This is a genomic window from Gelria sp. Kuro-4, from assembly GCF_019668485.1.
Lineage (GTDB): Bacteria > Bacillota > DTU030 > DUMP01 > DUMP01 > DUMP01.
Genome location: NZ_AP024619.1, coordinates 1,355,944 through 1,373,716, shown reverse-complemented (window position 1 = coordinate 1,373,716; position 17,773 = coordinate 1,355,944). Strand labels below are relative to the sequence as shown.

The following is a 17,773-nucleotide window of genomic DNA, read 5'->3' as shown; positions in this document are numbered from 1 at the left end:
GTTAATTTGGAAGGAGGAGGAACCGCAAGATGTTTTGTTACCAGTGTGAGCAGACGGCCGGGGGAACCGGCTGCACCAAAGCCGGCGTGTGCGGCAAGAATGAGGACATCGCGGGCCTGCAGGACACGCTGATCTTCGCCCTGAAGGGTATCGCCGCTTATGCCTACCACGCACGGGAGCTGGGCGCAGTGGATGAACAGGTGGATGCCTTCTTCAGCGAGGGGCTCTTCTCCACCCTCACGAACGTTAATTTCAACCTGGAAAACCACATTGAACTCCTACTCAAAGCCGGTGAGATGAACCTGCGCGTAATGGAGCTCCTCGACAAGGCGCACGTGGAGCGGTTCGGCGCCCCACAGCCGACGAAGGTCCAGGTGGGCACCAAGGCCGGTCCCGGCATCGTGGTCACGGGTCATGATCTCCTCGACCTGTATGAACTTCTGAAGCAGACCGAGGGCACCGGCATCAACGTCTACACCCACGGCGAGATGCTCCCCGCCCACGGCTACCCGGAACTCAAGAAGTTCCCTCACCTGGTGGGGAACTACGGCACCGCCTGGCAGAACCAGCGCAAGGAGTTCGAAGCCTTCTCCGGGGCCATCCTCGGCACCACGAACTGTGTGCTCATCCCGAAGGACTCCTACAAGGACCGCATGTTCACCTGTGGCATCGCTGAGCTGCCCGGTGTACCGCACATCAAGGACCGCAACTTCGCCCCGGTAATTGAAAAAGCCCTGGCGCTTCCGCCTCTGCCGGAAAGCCCCGGTCCCACCACCATGACCGGCTTCCACCATCAGGCGGTGCTGAGCCTGGCAGATAAGATTATCGAGGCCGTGAAAGCGGGCAAGATCCGCCACTTCTTCCTGGTGGGCGGCTGCGACGGCGCCAAGCCCGGCCGCAACTACTACACAGAGTTCGTGGAGAAACTCCCCCGGAACTGCGTGGTGCTCACCCTCGGTTGCGGCAAGTACCGCTTCAACTACCTCGACCTGGGCGACATCGACGGCATCCCGCGCCTCCTCGACATGGGCCAGTGCAACAACGCTTACTCCGCCGTCCAGGTGGCCGTGGCGCTTGCGAAGGCCTTTGACTGCGGCGTAAACGACCTACCGCTCAGCCTGGTCCTCTCCTGGTTCGAGCAGAAGGCGGTGGCCATTCTCCTTACCCTGCTTCACCTGGGCATAAAGAACATCCGCCTCGGCCCCAGCCTCCCGGCGTTCCTCACCCCCAACGTCCTCAAGGTGTTGCAGGAAAACTACAACATCCAGCCCATCACCACCCCGGAAGCGGACATCCAGGCAATTCTGGGCTGAGAAGTGCGACCCCGGTGCAGCCGGTACCGGGGTCTCTCAGTTATCGATGTCCCGGTCTGCTCCTGGCTGCATGAACCTAACTGGCTCCGGTTACTTTAACTCCAGGAGGTGAAGCGCGTGGCAAGCACCAACCTGGGGCGGCTGCAGGCGGCCGATCTGACACCGGAGCAGCTCGAGACCCTTAGGCAGGCCGAAGCGAAGCTGAACGCGGGCCGGTCCGGCCAGGAAGTGTATTTGGTAGCCTTAAAAAAGTAGCAGGCAGAACAGCGAGGGCGGGCAGTGGCCCGCCTTTTTCTGTTGGCTCAAGACAGGTCGGCGCTCACGGGGCATACCAAAGTCCCTGAAGAAAACGCCTGCTTACAGAAGAACTGTTGATGTTCAGCTCAGCGGAAGTTGGTTTCCCGGCCAAATATATTGACATTCAACATAAAAGCGATAGAATGAAAGCAGCAATCGACTATAGGGAGGCCAACGAACTTGCCGGCAAGCCGGGAGCCAGACCAAACGACCGCTTTCCTGATCGACGCCTTGTGGCAGTTCTGGCGGGAGTGGCGCCTTATCTCGCACCCCGTGCGCAAAGGAGAGATCACCCCGGAGCAGTACTGGCTTTTGAAGCGGCTCGCGCGCCGTGGGCCCATGAACATCAGTGAACTGGCGCAGGGCCTGGGTATTACCAACAGTTCGGCGACAACAGCAGCCCAACGTCTGGAGAAGAGTGGCTTGGTGGTGCGGGAGCGGCAGCAGAGTGATGAGCGCATCGTGCTCGTCCGCTTGACTGATACCGGCCGGGAGGTACTGCAACGGTGGGCACAGCGGCAACGGCAGGCTCTGGCGGAGCTTTTGGCTCCGCTCTCCCCGGAGGAACGCGCGTCCCTCCTTCACTTACTGCAGAAATTACTCCCCCGCACTTAGAAAGAAGGTCTTTTCATGTGTGCGGCAATAACCGTTAAAGACCTGGTGAAGCGTTTCGGCAGCCATGAGGCCGTGGCGGGCATCACCTTTAACGTCGAAGAGGGTGAGGTCTTCGGCCTCTTAGGTCCCAACGGAGCCGGCAAAACGACCACCATCCGCATACTGACCACGCTGTTGCCGCCCACCGCCGGCCAGATAAAGGTCGAGGGTATGGACGTCAGCCGCCAGGGGGCCCTGGTCCGCCGGCTCATCGGCTACGTACCGCAGGCCCTTTCGGCCGACGGCACCCTCACCGGGTACGAAAACCTGCTGTTTTTTGCTAAGCTGCTCCGTATTCCTGCTCAAGAGCGGGAAAAGCGGATTGGCGAAGTCCTGGCCCTGCTCGACCTGGAAGAGGCGGCCGCACGCCTGGTGCGGGAATATTCAGGCGGCATGGTGCGCCGCTTGGAAATCGGCCAGGCCGTTCTGCACCGGCCCCGGATCTTGATCCTGGATGAACCCACCGTAGGGCTGGATCCCGTGGCCAGGCACACCGTCTGGCACGTCCTGGAGCTGCTGCGCCAAGAAACGGGCCTCACGGTGGTGCTCACAACCCACTATATGGAAGAAGCAGAAGCCGCCTGCCAGCGCGTGGCCATCATGAACCAGGGACGGATTGTTGCTCAGGGAACGCCGGCCGAGCTGAAAAACCAGACAGGCAAGCCCCAAGCCACCTTGGAGGATGTCTTTACTTATTTCACCGGCAACCAGTTGGAGTCAGGGGGTGATTTTCGTGAAACACGCCAAATGCGCCGTCGCCTCCAGCGTTTCCGTTGAAAGTGATACCCCGGCGGAGGTATGCCCCTCAGCGCTGCCGGAAGCCATCGGCGCTTACCTAGTCGGCTCGCTGGCCGTAGCGGAAATGGAAATCCGCAAGTTGCGGCATGATCCCACCGAACTGTTTACCCGCGCCGTGCAGCCGGCACTGTGGCTCCTGATCTTTGGGCAGGCCTTTTCTCGCATCCGCGCCATCCCAACCGGCAATGTCGACTACCAAACCTTTATGACGCCGGGCATCCTGGCCCAGTCCATGATGTTCATCGCCATTTTCTACGGCCTCAGCATCATCTGGGACCGCGACCAGGGTATCCTGCAAAAGCTGCTGGCCATGCCGGTGCCTCGGGCCGCCTTTGTCACCGGCAAGGCCCTGGGCGCCGGGGTGCGCGCCCTCGCCCAGGTGGTCATTATCCTTCTCCTTGCCGTCGTTCTAAGGTTGGACCTGCGCTGGCACCTGGGCCGCGTGGCCCTCAGTATGCTGACAGTGGTGGTCGGGGCTTCCTTTTTCGCCACCCTCTCGATGATTTTTGCCGCCCTCGTGAAAACCAGGGAACGCTTCATGGGTATCGGCCAGGTGATAACGATGCCGCTCTTTTTTGCCAGTAACGCCCTATACCCCATCGCCATCATGCCCACCTGGCTTCAGCTGCTGGCGACCGTCAACCCCTTGAGTTATGTGGTCAACCTGCTCCGCGGCTACCTGCTGGGAGGCGCCATGCCTCAGGCAGGCCATGACTGGTTGGTGCTCCTCGGGGCCACCGTGGTGATCCAGGTGATCGCCGCTAAGCTCTACCCACGGATCGTGATCTGAGGGTCAGGGCAAGCTTGCGGCGTAAGCAGGGGAAGTCCACGCAGCTTCAAGGCACCCTCTTTCAGCGCGAGAAACGCAGCCGCGGGTGGCCATGGGGACAGGTCGGGCATGGGGACAGGTCGGGCCCTCAACACCTGCCCCGAATTGCCGACCTGTCCCCCACTCAACCCCTTGAATTGCCGACCTGTCCCCCACCTCAAAAGACTGCAGCAGCCTCCACGGCACACCCAGCCAGCGCGAGAAACGCAGCCGCAGGTGGCCATGGGGACAGGTCGGACCCTCACCTAAGCCCCGAACTGCCGACCTGTCCCCATACCTATAAATCCCGCTGCTCAAACGCATACACCGCCAGCCCCACCGCCGCTCCGGCATAGACCACCGCCCAGACGAGCATGGCCGTGCTCGGCTCGCCTGCAGCGGCGAAGGGGTTGCCGTAGGATCCCACCAACCTGCTGAGGGTGTCGAAGAGGGCCGCGATTGCCTTGCGGTAGAGGGCGTCGGCCGGCATCACCAGGCTGGAAAAGATGCCGATGTTCTGCAGCACCGGTTGCCTCATGCCGGTGCCGATTTGTTCCAACATACCGCCTACAATGCCGAAGCCGTAGAGGGAAACCAGGAGAACGCCGGCGTTCAGCGTAGAGAGGAACGCCGAGGCGGCTAAGGTAAGCGCCGCCAGCACCACAGGCTGCAGGAGAAAAATGCCGAGCCCGGCGAGAACGTCATCGTAAAAAAGCGGCAGGTAGGGCCGCACCAGGGTCAGCATGGTCAAGAAGAGCGCCGCCGCGTAGGCCAGGCTGAGGACCAGGTAACCGGCGAACTTACCCAAAACAAAGCTGCGCCGGGTGATGGGACGCGCCAAGACGGCGTGCACCGTACCGCTTTCCACCTCCCCGGCCAGCGCTCCGCTCATCATCACTATGGTAAGGAAAGCGGTGAGGAAGTTGGCGAAGTAGAGGCCGATGCTGAGGAGGGCCGCCGCCGTTCCGGCGCGGTTCAGCCGGGCGGACCAATCGTCCGCCGCGTGCGTCCCCGCCTGCAGCGCCAGGGCGCGGTGCACCCCCCAGCCGTAGAGGAGAAGGAAGCCCACCGTGAGGAGGATCACCAACAGCACCAGGCGTTTGCGCACCGCCTCATGCAGAGTGAAGCGCAGGATGGTCCCCATCTGCGCCACCTCCCCCCGTACCGACCAGTTCCACAAAAGCATCCTCCAGTGTGCCGGCGGCCGGCTTCACCTCATACAGCGCGGCCCCCGCCGCAACCAGTGCCTGCACCAGCGCCGGGACCTGCTCCGTGGCAACGTTCAAGGTGACCAGGCGTCCGGTCAGCGCATAGGCCGGGTCAAAGGTGGCCAGCACCCGGCGCACCCCCTCCGAAACAGCGCCCAGCTTCAGCTCCACCCGCCGGGCGCCGGCCAGAAGTCCCGAGAGCTCGCCCTGGTAGATGACCGCACCGCCCTTAATCACCGCCACCCGGTCGCAGATCAGTTCCACCTCGCTCAGCAGGTGGCTGTTGAGGAACACGGTCTTCCCCTGGGCCTTGAGGCGGAGGAGCAGTTCGCGCACCGCACGCCGCCCCAAAGGATCCAGGGCCGAGGTGGGCTCATCGAGAAAGACGAGCTCCGGGTCGGCGACGAGGGCGCAGGCCAGCCCCAAGCGCTGGCGCATCCCCTTGCTGAAGGTGCCGATCCGGCCGGGTACCTCCCGGAGGCCGACCAAGTCCAGCACCGCCGCGCTGCGCTGCTTGGTCTCCTCCCGGCTGAGACCGGCCAGCGCCCCGTGGAAGGCCAGGAGTTCGCGGGCCGAAAGCCAGGGCTGATAGGCGAAGCTCTCAGGCAGGAAGCCGATGCGCCGGCGCGCTGCCAGATCCCCGAGCGGCCGGCCCAGGATGAGGGCCCGGCCGCCCGTCGGCTTAAGGAGGCCGACCAGGGTCTTCACCAGGGTGCTCTTGCCGGCCCCGTTGGGGCCGAGGAGCCCGAAGATCTCCCTCCGGCCCACCGTCAGGGACACGTCGCGGCAGCCGCCGCCCTGCACATACTCTTTGGTCAAGGCAAAGGTCTCGATGGCCGCCATCTTTACTCTAAGCTCGCGGCGATGGCCGCAGCCTGCTCCAGGCTGAGGTTATCGGCGTTGAGGAGGTGCCACAGGCCGCCCCGCTGCCACATGAGCTGGACCTGGCCGTGCTCTTCGCCACCCAGTCCGGTGGTATCGCCGATGCGCACCTCGTGCAGCCCGCCCTCCAGGTTCGGAACAGGAAGGGTGTGCTGCCAGTCGCGCACCGCCGCCAGGCGCTGGCGCAGATCGCTTGGCAGTATCGGCAGATCCAAAAGGATGCTGCGCAGTTCCTCTACGTCAACCCCTTCCGGCACCCGCAGCTCGGGCGCGTTAAAAAAGGCCAGCGATAAATAGTGGGGCTGATTCGGGCCGGCTTTATCCTGCCGCGGCCGCGCGTAGTGAACCCTGACCAACCCCGGGAAGTGCAGGGAAAACTTTTTGCCCAGAACCGCCGCCGGCAGAAGCTTTTTGCTCCCCAAAGCCTGGAGCGCCTCGTTCATCTTTGGGGTGAGTGTGAAGCTCAGGGTGAAGGCCGGGGAATAGTCGAAGGCAGCGTACTCTTCCTTCAGGCCTAAAGGAGCAGGCAGCTTCGGCACCGGGAGTTCGCGCCCCAGCACCCGGCCGGCTTCCGCCCAGGAACTGATTTTCCGGGCTGAGCCTTCCTGCACTGTTTCCACCCGGCCGAGCTCCCCTAAGCTCGCCGCACCGCCCTTCTGCCGCAGCTCATCCAAGACGCTCTCTATATCCGCTCGACTGACCTCCACTGCCTGCAGGCGCTCCACCCGGAACACCTGCAGGAAATTGGCCGCCGCCGCCCTGAAGGGCGCAAAGGACAACGCCCCGGCCACCAGGGCGCAGGCCGCGGCCGCCGCCACGCCCCGCCGCACACGATAGAACATTTCCCTCACTCCTTGTTTCGTGTTCCTACTGTTCTTCCACCCATGCCGCTCCCGGCGGGTGCACCAGCGCCGCCAGGCAGCATCGCTGCGGAAGGGTTGTTGGGCTAATTGAGCCTCGTAGTCCGCCAAGATCCGGCTGACACTGTCCTTCTCCGCCCTGAGTTCCGCCAAGTCGGCCCGGCAGGAGGAGCAGGTCCGAAGATGCGCCTCAAGCTCCGCCTGCTGATCCGCCGCAAGCTCGCCGTCCAGATAAGCCATGAGTCGACCTCGATCGCACACCGTCATCTCATCCCCTCCTTCGCTAAGTACGCCAGACGGAAGCTGCGCTGCGCCCGGGCGAGAATGGTTCCGACGGAGCCCGCCGCCACCCCGATCACGGCGGCGATCTCGGCGTAACTGTAACCGGAGTAACGCAGTATCAGGGCCAGCCGGTCGCGCGCCGTGAGCGCCGTGAGCGCCGCCCGCACCTGTACCTGCTTTTCTTTTGCCATGAGCTCCTCTTCGGGTGAAGGTGCCGTCTGGACGGCTTCCTGGGCGCCGGCCCGCGCTTCCAGCGGGCCGCGCCGCCCCTCCCGCCGGAGGCGGTTGTAAGCCAGGTTAACGGCCACCCGGGCCAGCCAGGCGCCGGGGTTCGTCAGCTCCGCTGGGGGTGAGCGGTAGAGCTTAAGGAAGGCCTCCTGTACCACGTCCTCGGCCAGGGAGGGGTCACCCATCAGAAGGGCCAGACGGCGGCAGAGGGAAGCGTAGTGGGCCTCGAACAGCGCGCGGAACGATGCCTCGGTGATCCCTGCCACCCCCTCGGAAAGGTCGAGTCGCGACTTCCTTTCACTTCTATAACAATTCGCAGCCGCCTTTTGTGACAAGAGGAAAAGCCCTTTTTAGGGCCGACACAGGAAATCTTCTCCGCCTGCCGAAATAAGTAAAGAAGCCCCGGCGCGCCGGGCGGCGCACTGCCGGGCTTAACCTGCACGCGAAAGGAGAGTTCCTGTGAGCCGAGCCTTCACTTTTGCCTTCCCCATCTTCGGCTTCTTTTGGTTTCTCCTCACCCTCGGTCTTACCGTTTTCAGCATCTACCTCTTCTGGCTCCTGGCCACCTCCACCAAGCGCTGCGCCGACGCCCTGGAGCGCATCGCGGGCTCCCAGCCGCCGGCCTCCGCTGCACCACCCTACACGCCGCCCCCAGCACCCCCTCAGGATGAGCAGTAAGAGTGCACCCCTCCTCACTGTCACCGCGCAGCTCGGCCACCAGCTGGTCGGGATCACATCTTATCTCCGGCGCGCAAAAACGGCACTCCCGTCGCGGGGGTGCCGCTTCGTTTCTCCAACCGCTAATCAGCGGCGAATAGCTGGGCCGGCCCGGCCGCCGCCGGCCGCGGGCAACCGGTGAGGATCAAGGCCGCTTGAAGCTCCTCGGCCAGTTTTTCGTACAGCGCCTGCACCCCGGCGGCGCCGCCGCCGAAGGCCGCCCACACCACCGGCCGGCCCACCAGCACGGCATCCGCCCCCAAGGCCAGGAACTTGAGCACATCCACCCCGCTGCGCACGCCGCCGTCGGCCAGAACAAGGAGCTTGCCCTTCACAGCGCGGGCAATCGCCGGGAGCACCTCCGCCGTCCCCGGCGTGTGGTCCAGCGCCCGCCCGCCGTGGTTGGAAACCACAATGCCGGCCGCGCCCGCCTCCAGCGCCAGCTCCGCCTCAGCGGGCGTCATGACGCCCTTCACCACCACCGGCAGGCGGGTGGCGGCGCAGATCGCCCGCAGCACCTCCGGCGCCAGGGGCCCTACCGGTTGCCCGGCGCGGCGCATGTTCACCAGGCCGGCGGCGTCCACGTCGATGCCCACCGCCAGCACACCTGCCGCCTCGGCCTGCCGCACGCGCGCCAGGATCTCTTCCGGCAGGCGCGGCTTGATGACGGCGATGCCGGCGCCGCCCGCCGAACGGATGGCCTTGAGCCCCGCCTGGTACACCTCGGGCACCGGCCCGTCGCCGGTGAAGGCCAGCGTTCCCGCGGCTACTGCTCCCTGCACCTGCGCGGTAACAAACTCCTCCTCACTCAACCGCCCGCCGAAATTCACCTTCACCCCGGCCACAGCAGCCCCCAGCACCGGCAGGGCGAGGCGGCGGCCGAAAAGCTGCGTGGAGAGATCCGGCTCGCTCACCCCGTGGAGCGTGCGCAGGTTGAGCCGAAGGCGGCGCAGCGCCTCGTAGTTGTTCAGCGCCGCCGTCCCGCTGCCGACGCCACCCATGCCGGGCACCTCGCCGGCGCAGGCCCGCCCGTCGCACACCCGACAGAGGCGGCAGATTCCTTCCAGTTTCTCCTTGGCGCTCCGGCGTATCTCTTCCCACTGCATGCGCTTGCTGGTCCGCACCAGCGCCTGGAGCAGGCCGGCCGGTCCCAGGCGACCCCCTCTCAGTAGAGTGTGATGTAGTCCTTCAGTTCAGCAAACCTCTTGTCGCCGATCCCCGAAACGTTTTTCAGATCCTCCAGGCTGCGAAAAGGTCCGTGCGCCGCCCGGTAGTCCAGGATGCGCTGGGCCAGGGCCGGCCCGATCCCGGGCAGGGTCTCAAGTTCGGCCAGGCCGGCGGCGTTGATGTTAACCTTGCCGCTTCCGCCCGCCGAGCCCCCGGGTACAGCCCCCGCCGCCGCGCCGGCCGCCCCCGCTGCCGGAACCTCTCCGCGTTTGGGCACCCACACCTTCTGACCATCCACCAGGGGTTGGGCCAGGTTGAGGGCGTCCACATCCGCCTCGGCGCCGGCGCCGCCCGCCGCCGCTATGGCATCCACCACCCGGCTTCCCTCCGCAAGGTGGTAGACCCCGCTTTGGGCCACCGCCCCGGCCACATGTACCACCACTTCCGCCCGCTGCTCCGCCCCTGCGCCCGCCTCGGCTCCGGGCGCGGTCACCGCCTGGGGCGGAGCCGCAGGGCCCGCAGCCGGCGGCGGTTCAATCACCACGGCTTCCGGAGCAGCCACGTGCCGCCAGTAAAGCAGCGAGGCCGCCACAAGGAGCACCCCGGCCAGGCCGAAGAGCAGGTACTGCTGCGTGCGCGTCAGGTTGCCCACCTGCCTCCCTCCCTGCTTGCTCAGCCAATAGTCGACAGGTTCTTGAATTCGCGCCTTGCGCCAAGAATCCTGCTGCAGCGCCGAAAGAAAGGACCCGCCGGTTTTTGTACCGGGGGTCATTGACGGGTCTCGTCGCCGCCGCTAGCGGGCGACAATGTTAACCAGTTTTCCGGGGACATTGATCACCTTGACCACCCGCTTGCCGTCGAGCTGCGCCCGTACCTTGTCCAGGCCCAGGGCCAGCCGCTCGATTTCGTCCTCCGCGCTGTCGGCCGGTACCACCATCCTGTCGCGCAGGCGGCCGTTCACCTGCACCACCACGGTAATCTCTTCGGCGGCCAGCGCCTGTTCATCCCACTGCGGCCAGGTCTGGCGGTGAATGCTATCGGTATGCCCCGTCTGGTGCCAGAGCTCCTCGGTGATGTGCGGGACAAAGGGAGCCAGCACCAAAAGGAGAATCTCCAAGGCTTCCCGGACAACAGCCGCCTTCTGCTCGGCCACAGGCACGCGCTCCAGGTAGCGGTGGATCTCGTTGACCAGCTCCATGACGGCCGCGATGGCGGTGTTGAAGTTGAAGCGTTCAGCCACGTCCTCCGTAACCTTCTTCAAGGTGGCGTGCACCTTACGCCGGAGGTCGCGGTCCGCCCGCGCCAGTCCGCCGCCGCCGTCACCCTTCTGCCTGAACACTTCCTTGTTGCTCATAACCAAGCGCCAGACGCGGCCCAGGAAACGCCAGGCACCCTCCACGCCCTGGTCGCTCCAGTCCAGGTCTTTATCCGGCGGGGCTGCAAAGAGGATGAAGAGCCGGGCCGTATCCGCCCCGTACTTGGCGAAGATATCATCCGGACTCACCACATTCCCCTTGGATTTCGACATCTTGGCGCCGTCTTTAATCACCATACCCTGGGTGAGCAGGTTGGTGAACGGCTCCACATTGCTCACCAGGCCGGCATCGTAGAGTACCTTGGTGAAGAAGCGCGAGTACAGAAGGTGCAGCACCGCGTGCTCAATGCCGCCGATGTACTGGTCCACCGGGAGCCACGCCTCCACCGCGTCCTTGCCGAAAGGTGCCGCCGCGTTTTTCGGGTCGGCGTAGCGATAGTAGTACCAGGAAGAGCAGATGAAGGTGTCCATGGTATCGGTCTCGCGCCGCGCCGGCCTGCCGCACTTCGGGCAGGTGGTGTTGACGAACTCGGGCACGTGCGCGAGCGGCGAGATCACGCCCGGGTCGAACTTGACGTTCTCAGGAAGGAGCACCGGCAGGTCTTCCTCCGGCACAGGGACCGTGCCGCACTGAGGGCAATAGATGATGGGGATGGGCGCGCCCCAGTAACGCTGGCGGGAAACCAGCCAGTCGCGCAGCCGGTAGGTGACCGTACGCCTGCCCCAACCCTTCTCTTCCAGGTAGGCACCGATCTTCTGCTGGGCCTCGAGGTTGGGCAGGCCGTTAAAGGGGCCGGAATTCACCAGCACCCCCGGCTCGGCATAAGCCGCAGTCATACGGGCAGGATCCAGCTCCTCGCCTTCCGGCTGAATCACCACCCGGATGGGGAAGCCGTACTTCTTGGCGAACTCGAAGTCGCGCTGGTCGTGCGCCGGCACACCCATCACGGCGCCCGTCCCGTACTCCAGGAGAACGTAGTTGGCGACCCAAACCGGGACCTGCTCGCCGTTTAGGGGGTTAATGCAGTACACCCCGAGATCCAGGCCCTCTTTCTCCGTGTCCTGGGCGGTACGCGCAATCTCACTCTGCTGCCGGCACTTCTCGACAAAGGCGCGCACGGCCTCCTCCCGCTCCGTACCTTTAACCAGTTCCATCACCAGCGGGTGCTCGGGCGCCAGCACCATGAAAGTCACACCGTAGAGCGTGTCCTGCCGGGTCGTAAAGACGGTGATGCCCTCCTTGTGCCCTGGCAGCGGAAACGTCACGGCGGCACCGACGCTCTTGCCGATCCAGTTCTCCTGCATCACGCGCACCCGCTCCGGCCAGCCGCCCAGGAGCGACAGGTCCTCGAGCAGGCGCTCGGCATAGTCGGTAATCTTAAAGAACCACTGTTCCAGGTCCTTCTTCGCTACCGGGGTACCGCAGCGCCAGCACTCACCGTCGATGACCTGCTCGTTGGCCAGCACCGTCTGGCAGGAGGGGCACCAGTTTACCGGCGCCTTCTTCTTGTACGCCAGGCCGCGTTTGTACATCAGGAGAAACATCCACTCGGTCCAGCGGTAGTAGTCCGGGTTGCAGGTGGTCACCTCGCGCTGCCAGTCGTAGCTGGTGCCCAGTCGTTTCTGCTGTGCCTTCATGTTGGCGATGTTACGCCGCGTCCACTCCGCCGGCTGCGTACCATGCTGGATGGCCGCGTTCTCCGCCGGCATGCCGAAGGCATCCCAGCCCATGGGGTGCAGCACGTTGTAGCCCTGCATGGTTTTAAAACGCGCCACCACATCGCCAATGGAGTAATTACGGATGTGTCCCATATGGAGCGCGCCGGAGGGGTAGGGGAACATCTCCAGCACGTAGTAGTTCGGCTTGTCCGTGCGGTTCAAAACGCGGTAAGCCTGCTCTTCTTCCCAGATCCGCTGCCACTTACCCTCGATTGCTTTAAAATCGTACCGTTCCTCGTCGGCCAAGGGATTCCTCTCCTTCCAGCTTTTCCGGCGTCACTTGCTATAATAAAACCTCCCGCGCCTGGACATGCCAGGGACGAGAGGTTATGTACCATCCCGCGGTACCACCCTGTTTGGCAAAGATGAAATTGGTGGAGCTGACGGGGATTGAACCCGTGACCTCTTCCATGCCAAGGAAGCGCGCTCCCACTGCGCCACAGCCCCACATCTTTACCCACTTTGCATCCATGCTCCAAGGCGAGTTCAGCAACCGCCGCCGCCGGTTCCCACCTACTCCCGGCTCTCTTAAGGCAGCACCTTTGCTTACTGCTCCTTTTCATGGCTCGCGTGTTCGCTTGTCACAGTCGACATTATACTGGAACTCGCCCCGGTTGTCAAGGTCTCAGGGCGAAAAACCGGGGCGTCGCCCCACAGGCGTTCCAGCGCATAAAACTCCCGGGCCTCGTCCAGCATTACGTGCACCACCACGCCGCCGTAGTCGAGCAGCACCCAGGCGGCGTTGGCGTGTCCTTCCCGGTGCAGCACCTGTACCCCATGCTCCGCCAGCACCTCTTCCACCCGGTCGGCGATGGCCGCCAGCTGCACACGGTTGCCGGCACCGGCAATCACAAAGTAATCGGCGATCAGCGATATGCCGGAGATGTCCAGAATAACCACATCGCGGCCCTTTTTTTCTTCGGCCGCCAGGGCTGCCAGGCGCGCCACCTCTTGCGGCTCCACGCTACAACCGACCTCCTTATCCAGCTAGATCCCGGCCGACAATCACCTTGATGTCCACGTCACTGCTTTCCCCTGCCGCGGCCGGGGCAATGCGCGTCACGTTAAGGGCCTGGGCGATGCTGTCCACTGCCGCCGCCGGAGCGCTCGGCAGGGTGAGAATCTGGCTCTGCCGGTAGGTGAAGCGATCGGCATTGCCTACTCGCACCACGGTGTAACCCATGTTTGTCAGCTGCTGCGCCACTTCACGCGCCGCGCCCACCTCGCCGTTACCGTTGAGCACCTCCACCCGCACCGCCTTATTGGCATCCCGGTCGATGCCCAAAAGAACCTTGGCCACTTGGTCGCTCACCTTCTCCCTGTCCACCAGCCAGTAGCTGACCCCACCGATGTACTTGTCCGTACCGGCCAAGGTCTCAATCGGCACCTGCGCCAGGTCCACCTGGCGGGCCAAGTTGGCGTAGTACACCATCTGGGAAGGGGTCAGGTCCGTCTCCACGTTCTCACTGATGATGCGGGCCAGCTCCGGCACCTTGAGCAGCGTGCTCGGGGAGAACACCTGGTCGGCCAGCGCCCGCACGAACTTCTGCTGGCGGGTGATCCGCCCGATATCACCTGTCTGGTTGCGGTACCTTAAATATTGCTCCGCCTTGGCGCCGTCCAGGACCTGCGGGCCCGCTTTGAGATCGATCTTGAGGCCCCCCGCGCGGTCAACGTAGTGCATGTTCTGGTCCACATCGATCTTAACCCCGCCTAAGGCATCAACAATCTTGGTCAGGGCCGCATAATTGATCTTCACGTAGTAGTGGATTGGGATATTGAGCAGGTTTTCCACCGTTTTAATGGCCAGGGCCGTTCCACCGTAGGCGTGGGCGGCGTTGATCTTGTCCGTGCCGCGCCCGGGAATGGTCACGCGGCTGTCACGGGGTATGGAAAGTACGCCGGCCCGCTTTTTCGCCGGGTCAAAGGTCACCACCATCATGGTGTCAGTGCGTTCCGGCAAGTGGCCGGTATGGGGCTCCAAAACACCGGCATCCAGGCCCAAAACGAGCACGTTGATCGGCTCCTCCTTGGCCGGCTCCGGATGCTCCCGGCCGGCCACCTCGCCGCCGGCAGGCCCCAGCCCGCCGAGAAAGGCGTAAAAGGCTGCACCCACCGCCAGCGCTATAAGGAGCAACGCACAGGAAGAAAACAGCGCAAACCTTCGCCAATTAAACCGGCGGACTACCCGCCTTCTTTTTACCTCTGTCATGTTTTCCCCTCTCCCGTGTCTCCGGCGCAACTTCCCGGAGCAGGCTGTTCCGGGCCGCCACCGTTTGCGGGTGAAGCGGCAGACCCCGCTTTAAGACATACCGAATGGTGGCTTCCATAGCCTGCAGTACGGCCTGGTTAAGATCCTGTTCGGCGCTGCGCCTAAGTTCCTCGACCCCGGAAAAATCCCGCCCGGGTTCAATGTAATCCGCCAGGTAAATGATCTTGTCGAGCGGTCCCATCTCCTCTGCGCCCAGCGTATGCAGCCGGATGGCGGAGAGCACGGCGGCGTCAGCGACGCCGTACTCTTTCCAGGCCAGGAGGGCTCCCACCGGCCCGTGCAACAGGTCTGGACAGGCGGTTTCGGTATCATCCCTTACTATACCAAACGCCAGCGCCCATTGCAACAACTCGTCCGCCCTCATCCCCTTAGCACAATCGTGCAGGAGGCCGGCCAACCAGGCTCGCCCGGCATCGACCCCCCAGCGCTGCGCCAGTTCTACCGCCGCAGCCGCCACGCCCAACGAATGCTCCAGGCGCTCCGGCGTAAGCTGCGCCGCCAGCCTGGCTTTAAGCTCAGCCGAGGACAAAGCCTGCACCCTTATTCACCTGCCAAACATATTATTCGCCGTCCCACGACCAGGGGCGGGCAAGCAAAGGAGCCCTCGTGAGATACACGAGGGCCCGCTGCTTGGCGCCTGTTAAACCCGGCCCTGCCGCGCCCGGGCTTCATTCACCACGATTTCGCGGCCGCCAATCGTCACACCCTGCATCGCTGCAAGGACTTTATCCAGGTCAGCGTCAGCTACCTCTACGAACCCGAAGCCCCGGGAACGCCCGGTCTCACGGTCCGTGATGATGCGGCTCGCCTGGATGTCGACACCAGTCTTTTCAGCAAACACCGAGGCCAGCTCATCCTCTGTGGTAGCCCACGGTAGATTGCCAACGTAGATGGTTTTCAAGGAACTTCACCTACCTTTCTGAGGCCCAGAAACCTCGAACTTAAATGAGGAGTTCTACACTTAGTATAGACATTCCTGCTGTCGTGATACAAATTTTTATTTGTCCTCGGCGGGCGCTTTGCTGTAGTACAGGCCGTGTTTGTAAATGTAGTTTTCCACCGACTCCGGCAGAAGATACTTAATGGGTTTCCCCTCCCGTACGCGCCGGCGAATATCGGTGGAAGAGATGGCCAAAGCCGGTACCTCCACGGTAAACACCCGGCTGGCATGTTTTCTTTGCAGGTGCCCCAGCTCAACGCTGAGTTTGTAGCCGGGGCGGGTGGCGGCGATAAAGTAGCACAAGCCCAGGAGATCGTCCACGTCCTTCCAACTGAGAAGGTCCAGGATGGCATCGGCCCCGCTGATAAAGTACAGGTCAACGGTGGGGCCGAACTTGGCGCGCAGCAGGCGCAGGGTATCGATGGTGTAGGAGTAGCCCTCGCGGTCCAGCTCCACCCGGGAAACCTCGAAATGCGGGTTGGTGATGGTGGCGAGCACCGTCATCAAGTAGCGGTGTTTGGCGTCGCTCACGGGATAATCCTTTTTGTGCGGCGGCAGCCGGTTCGGAACAAAAAGCACCGGTTCCAGGTCAAAGGCCGCCCGGGCAGCTTCAGCCGCCACCAGGTGACCGTAGTGGATGGGGTCAAAGGTACCACCCATAATCCCTATGCGCCGCAGCGCACCCTCTGTCAATTCCTTTCCCCCCGTATATTCGCTCCCGCCATTATACCACAGCTTGGCCGTTCCCGCGTAGAAAAAAGGGGGCTCTGGCCCCAGAGCCCTAGCTCGCCCCCCGCAGGCTGCCCCGCTCACGCCGGAGTTTCTTGCGCCTCTCCGTGCGCTCGTGCTCGCCGGAGCTGCCGCTCGTCTTGCGTTCCTTGATCCTGGTTATGCCATCGACAATAACAAAATCATTGCGGGCCGGGCAGTAGTACACGGTCTCTCCTTTGCGGCAGTTGCCGCAGTCCAGGCAGTCCATCCCAGACTTTTGAACCTCCACTTCTTTAAGAATCGAGAAGATCATCGCTACGGTGGTACTCCAACTCCTGCTTTCCTATGCGAACGATATCACCATCCCGCGCTCCCGCCTGGGCCAGAGCCTTTTCAACTCCCATTCGCTCCAGGGTGCGCTGCAGGCGCTGGACGGCTTCTTCCTGTTTGAAGTCGGTCATCGCCACCAGCCGCTCCACAGCCCGCCCCTTTATAATGAATATGCCGTTTTCCCGCTCGAGGTGAAAGCCCTCCTCCGGCCCGGGCCGGAAGACCGCCGGCTCCGCTTCACCGGCCTGCCGCGGCGGGAGCTTCGCCAGCATACCGCCGACGTAACCCAAAAGCTCCTTGACGCCTTCCCCGGTAACTGCGGAGAGGGGAAACACCCGCCGCCCGTCGGCACCGGCGGCCGCCGTAAGCCGCGGCAGTTGAGCCGCCGCCGCCGGAAGGTCTGTTTTGTTGGCCGCCACCACCTGGGGCAGCTCAGCCAGTGCTTCCTGGTAAAGCGTTAGCTCGGCGTTAATCCGCCGGTAGTCCTCCACCGGGTCCCGTCCCTCCGTGCCCGCCGCGTCCACCACGTGGATAAGAAGGCGGGTGCGTTCAATGTGGCGGAGAAACTCATGGCCCAGCCCGGCGCCGGCGTGCGCCCCCTCAATGAGGCCGGGGATATCGGCCAGGACAAAGCTGGTGTCTTCCAGTTCCACCACGCCCAGGTTCGGCTCCAGGGTGGTGAAAGGGTAGTCGGCGATTTTCGGGCGCGCTGCGGTGGTGCGGGCCAAGAGTGTGGATTTGCCCGCGTTGGGATAGCCCACCAGCCCTACGTCGGCCAAGAGCTTTAACTCCAGGAGCAGCCAGCGTTCTTCCCCCGGTTCTCCTTTTTCTGCAAGGCGCGGCGCCCGGTTGGTGTTGGAAAGAAAGCGGGCGTTACCCCGGCCGCCCCGGCCGCCACGCGCCACCACCACCCGCTGCCCGTCGGCTGCCAGGTCGGCCAGCACCGCCCCGCTCTCGGCGTCCTTGATCACCGTGCCGGCGGGCACCCGGATAACGAGGTCCGGTGCGCTGGCTCCCTGCTTGTTGCTGCCCCGCCCATGCCCGCCGCGTTCCGCTTTAAAGTGCGCCCGGTAGTGAAAATCGGCCAGGGTGTGCAGCCCGCCGTCGGCCACCAGGACAACATCACCGCCCCTACCCCCGTCCCCCCCATCTGGACCGCCGCGCGGGACGTACTTCTCGCGGCGAAAGCTCAGGCAACCGTTGCCGCCATCGCCGCCGCGCACAAAGATCTTGGCCGTATCGTAAAACATTACCTTGCCTCCAACTAGCTTT

Annotated in this window: 20 protein-coding genes and 1 tRNA gene; 6 read left to right on the top strand and 15 right to left on the bottom strand. The window is 63.7% G+C overall.

Annotation, left to right across the window (positions count from 1 at the left end):
* The first annotated feature begins 29 nt into the window (after nucleotides 1-29).
* The 5 genes from hcp (at nucleotide 30) to K5554_RS06830 (ending at nucleotide 3,852) form a co-directional block, all read left to right on the top strand.
* Nucleotides 30-1,313 carry a hydroxylamine reductase gene (gene hcp / locus K5554_RS06850; RefSeq protein WP_221040397.1) on the top strand — a complete coding sequence of 428 codons (1,284 nt, stop codon included), beginning with the start codon at nucleotides 30-32 and terminating at the stop codon, nucleotides 1,311-1,313.
* Between the two features lie 117 nt (nucleotides 1,314-1,430).
* The gene (locus tag K5554_RS06845) at nucleotides 1,431-1,568 is read left to right on the top strand and encodes a hypothetical protein (protein ID WP_221040396.1); all 138 of its coding nucleotides are present in this window, start codon (nucleotides 1,431-1,433) and stop codon (nucleotides 1,566-1,568) included.
* Nucleotides 1,569-1,790: 222 nt separating this feature from the next.
* The gene (locus tag K5554_RS06840; RefSeq protein ID WP_221040395.1) at nucleotides 1,791-2,225 is read left to right on the top strand and encodes a MarR family winged helix-turn-helix transcriptional regulator; all 435 of its coding nucleotides are present in this window, start codon (nucleotides 1,791-1,793) and stop codon (nucleotides 2,223-2,225) included.
* Nucleotides 2,226-2,240: 15 nt separating this feature from the next.
* Complete coding sequence (locus K5554_RS06835; RefSeq protein ID WP_221040394.1) at nucleotides 2,241-3,041, top strand: ABC transporter ATP-binding protein; 801 nt, start codon at nucleotides 2,241-2,243, stop codon at nucleotides 3,039-3,041.
* Nucleotides 3,042-3,075: 34 nt separating this feature from the next.
* Nucleotides 3,076-3,852, top strand: a complete 777-nt coding sequence (locus K5554_RS06830; RefSeq protein ID WP_370636973.1) for an ABC transporter permease — start codon at nucleotides 3,076-3,078, stop codon at nucleotides 3,850-3,852.
* Nucleotides 3,853-4,168: 316 nt separating this feature from the next.
* Here K5554_RS06830 and K5554_RS06825 read toward each other — a convergent pair whose 3' ends face one another.
* Genes K5554_RS06825 through K5554_RS06810 form a run of 4 tightly spaced genes read right to left on the bottom strand, consistent with a single transcriptional unit; the run spans nucleotide 4,169 to nucleotide 7,596 of the window.
* The gene (locus K5554_RS06825) at nucleotides 4,169-5,014 is read right to left on the bottom strand and encodes an ABC transporter permease subunit (RefSeq protein WP_221040392.1); all 846 of its coding nucleotides are present in this window, start codon (nucleotides 5,012-5,014) and stop codon (nucleotides 4,169-4,171) included.
* On the bottom strand, nucleotides 4,983-5,921 hold the full coding sequence (locus K5554_RS06820) for an ABC transporter ATP-binding protein (RefSeq protein ID WP_221040391.1): 939 nt from the start codon (nucleotides 5,919-5,921) through the stop codon (nucleotides 4,983-4,985). The genes K5554_RS06825 and K5554_RS06820 overlap by 32 nt, the downstream gene beginning before the upstream one ends.
* A 2-nt stretch (nucleotides 5,922-5,923) precedes the next feature.
* The gene (locus K5554_RS06815) at nucleotides 5,924-7,087 is read right to left on the bottom strand and encodes an anti-sigma factor (protein WP_221040390.1); all 1,164 of its coding nucleotides are present in this window, start codon (nucleotides 7,085-7,087) and stop codon (nucleotides 5,924-5,926) included.
* Entirely contained in the window at nucleotides 7,084-7,596 is a 513-nt protein-coding gene (locus K5554_RS06810) for an RNA polymerase sigma factor SigX (RefSeq protein WP_221040389.1), read from the bottom strand. The genes K5554_RS06815 and K5554_RS06810 overlap by 4 nt, the downstream gene beginning before the upstream one ends.
* Before the next feature lie 193 nt (nucleotides 7,597-7,789).
* Between K5554_RS06810 and K5554_RS06805 the strand changes: the two genes are divergently transcribed.
* On the top strand, nucleotides 7,790-8,008 hold the full coding sequence (locus K5554_RS06805) for a hypothetical protein (RefSeq protein ID WP_221040388.1): 219 nt from the start codon (nucleotides 7,790-7,792) through the stop codon (nucleotides 8,006-8,008).
* Nucleotides 8,009-8,130: 122 nt separating this feature from the next.
* Here the strand turns inward: K5554_RS06805 and K5554_RS06800 are convergent, their stop codons facing one another.
* From K5554_RS06800 to obgE, 11 genes are all read right to left on the bottom strand, one after another.
* Nucleotides 8,131-9,153: an alpha-hydroxy-acid oxidizing protein gene (locus K5554_RS06800; protein ID WP_221040540.1), complete on the bottom strand. Its 1,023-nt coding sequence runs from the start codon at nucleotides 9,151-9,153 to the stop codon at nucleotides 8,131-8,133.
* Between the two features lie 59 nt (nucleotides 9,154-9,212).
* Nucleotides 9,213-9,866: a helix-hairpin-helix domain-containing protein gene (locus K5554_RS06795; RefSeq protein ID WP_221040387.1), complete on the bottom strand. Its 654-nt coding sequence runs from the start codon at nucleotides 9,864-9,866 to the stop codon at nucleotides 9,213-9,215.
* Nucleotides 9,867-10,007: 141 nt separating this feature from the next.
* Nucleotides 10,008-12,494, bottom strand: a complete 2,487-nt coding sequence (leuS, locus tag K5554_RS06790; protein ID WP_221040386.1) for a leucine--tRNA ligase — start codon at nucleotides 12,492-12,494, stop codon at nucleotides 10,008-10,010.
* 126 nt (nucleotides 12,495-12,620) lie between these two features.
* Nucleotides 12,621-12,695, bottom strand: a tRNA-Ala gene (locus tag K5554_RS06785).
* A 99-nt stretch (nucleotides 12,696-12,794) separates the two neighbouring features.
* Nucleotides 12,795-13,211 carry a ribosome silencing factor gene (gene rsfS, locus K5554_RS06780; protein ID WP_221040385.1) on the bottom strand — a complete coding sequence of 139 codons (417 nt, stop codon included), beginning with the start codon at nucleotides 13,209-13,211 and terminating at the stop codon, nucleotides 12,795-12,797.
* Nucleotides 13,212-13,227: 16 nt separating this feature from the next.
* Nucleotides 13,228-14,460 carry an LCP family protein gene (locus tag K5554_RS06775; protein WP_221040384.1) on the bottom strand — a complete coding sequence of 411 codons (1,233 nt, stop codon included), beginning with the start codon at nucleotides 14,458-14,460 and terminating at the stop codon, nucleotides 13,228-13,230.
* Nucleotides 14,420-15,058, bottom strand: coding sequence for a bis(5'-nucleosyl)-tetraphosphatase (symmetrical) YqeK (gene yqeK, locus K5554_RS06770; RefSeq protein ID WP_255565548.1), 639 nt, complete (start codon nucleotides 15,056-15,058; stop codon nucleotides 14,420-14,422). Before yqeK ends, K5554_RS06775 begins: the two co-directional genes overlap by 41 nt.
* 102 nt (nucleotides 15,059-15,160) lie before the next feature.
* On the bottom strand, nucleotides 15,161-15,421 hold the full coding sequence (locus tag K5554_RS06765) for an RNA-binding protein (RefSeq protein WP_221040383.1): 261 nt from the start codon (nucleotides 15,419-15,421) through the stop codon (nucleotides 15,161-15,163).
* A gap of 96 nt (nucleotides 15,422-15,517) precedes the next feature.
* Nucleotides 15,518-16,153 (bottom strand): nicotinate-nucleotide adenylyltransferase, encoded by a 636-nt coding sequence (nadD, locus tag K5554_RS06760; protein ID WP_255565547.1) that lies wholly within the window; start codon nucleotides 16,151-16,153, stop codon nucleotides 15,518-15,520.
* A gap of 88 nt (nucleotides 16,154-16,241) precedes the next feature.
* The gene (locus K5554_RS06755) at nucleotides 16,242-16,484 is read right to left on the bottom strand and encodes a hypothetical protein (protein WP_221040382.1); all 243 of its coding nucleotides are present in this window, start codon (nucleotides 16,482-16,484) and stop codon (nucleotides 16,242-16,244) included.
* Nucleotides 16,465-17,751 carry a GTPase ObgE gene (gene obgE / locus K5554_RS06750; RefSeq protein WP_221040381.1) on the bottom strand — a complete coding sequence of 429 codons (1,287 nt, stop codon included), beginning with the start codon at nucleotides 17,749-17,751 and terminating at the stop codon, nucleotides 16,465-16,467. The genes K5554_RS06755 and obgE overlap by 20 nt, the downstream gene beginning before the upstream one ends.
* Between the last annotated feature and the right edge of the window lie 22 nt (nucleotides 17,752-17,773).

Excerpts from the sequence above, each read along its gene's own strand:
- hcp (WP_221040397.1), top strand. The coding sequence starts at position 30 with ATGTTTTGTTACCAGTGTGAGCAGACGGCCGGGGGAACCGGCTGCACC.
- K5554_RS06835 (WP_221040394.1), top strand. The coding sequence starts at position 2,241 with ATGTGTGCGGCAATAACCGTTAAAGACCTGGTGAAGCGTTTCGGCAGC.
- K5554_RS06825 (WP_221040392.1), bottom strand. The coding sequence starts at position 5,014 with ATGGGGACCATCCTGCGCTTCACTCTGCATGAGGCGGTGCGCAAACGC.
- K5554_RS06820 (WP_221040391.1), bottom strand. The coding sequence starts at position 5,921 with ATGGCGGCCATCGAGACCTTTGCCTTGACCAAAGAGTATGTGCAGGGC.
- K5554_RS06815 (WP_221040390.1), bottom strand. The coding sequence starts at position 7,087 with ATGACGGTGTGCGATCGAGGTCGACTCATGGCTTATCTGGACGGCGAG.
- K5554_RS06800 (WP_221040540.1), bottom strand. The coding sequence starts at position 9,153 with ATGCAGTGGGAAGAGATACGCCGGAGCGCCAAGGAGAAACTGGAAGGA.
- K5554_RS06775 (WP_221040384.1), bottom strand. The coding sequence starts at position 14,460 with ATGACAGAGGTAAAAAGAAGGCGGGTAGTCCGCCGGTTTAATTGGCGA.
- K5554_RS06755 (WP_221040382.1), bottom strand. The coding sequence starts at position 16,484 with ATGATCTTCTCGATTCTTAAAGAAGTGGAGGTTCAAAAGTCTGGGATG.
- obgE (WP_221040381.1), bottom strand. The coding sequence starts at position 17,751 with ATGTTTTACGATACGGCCAAGATCTTTGTGCGCGGCGGCGATGGCGGC.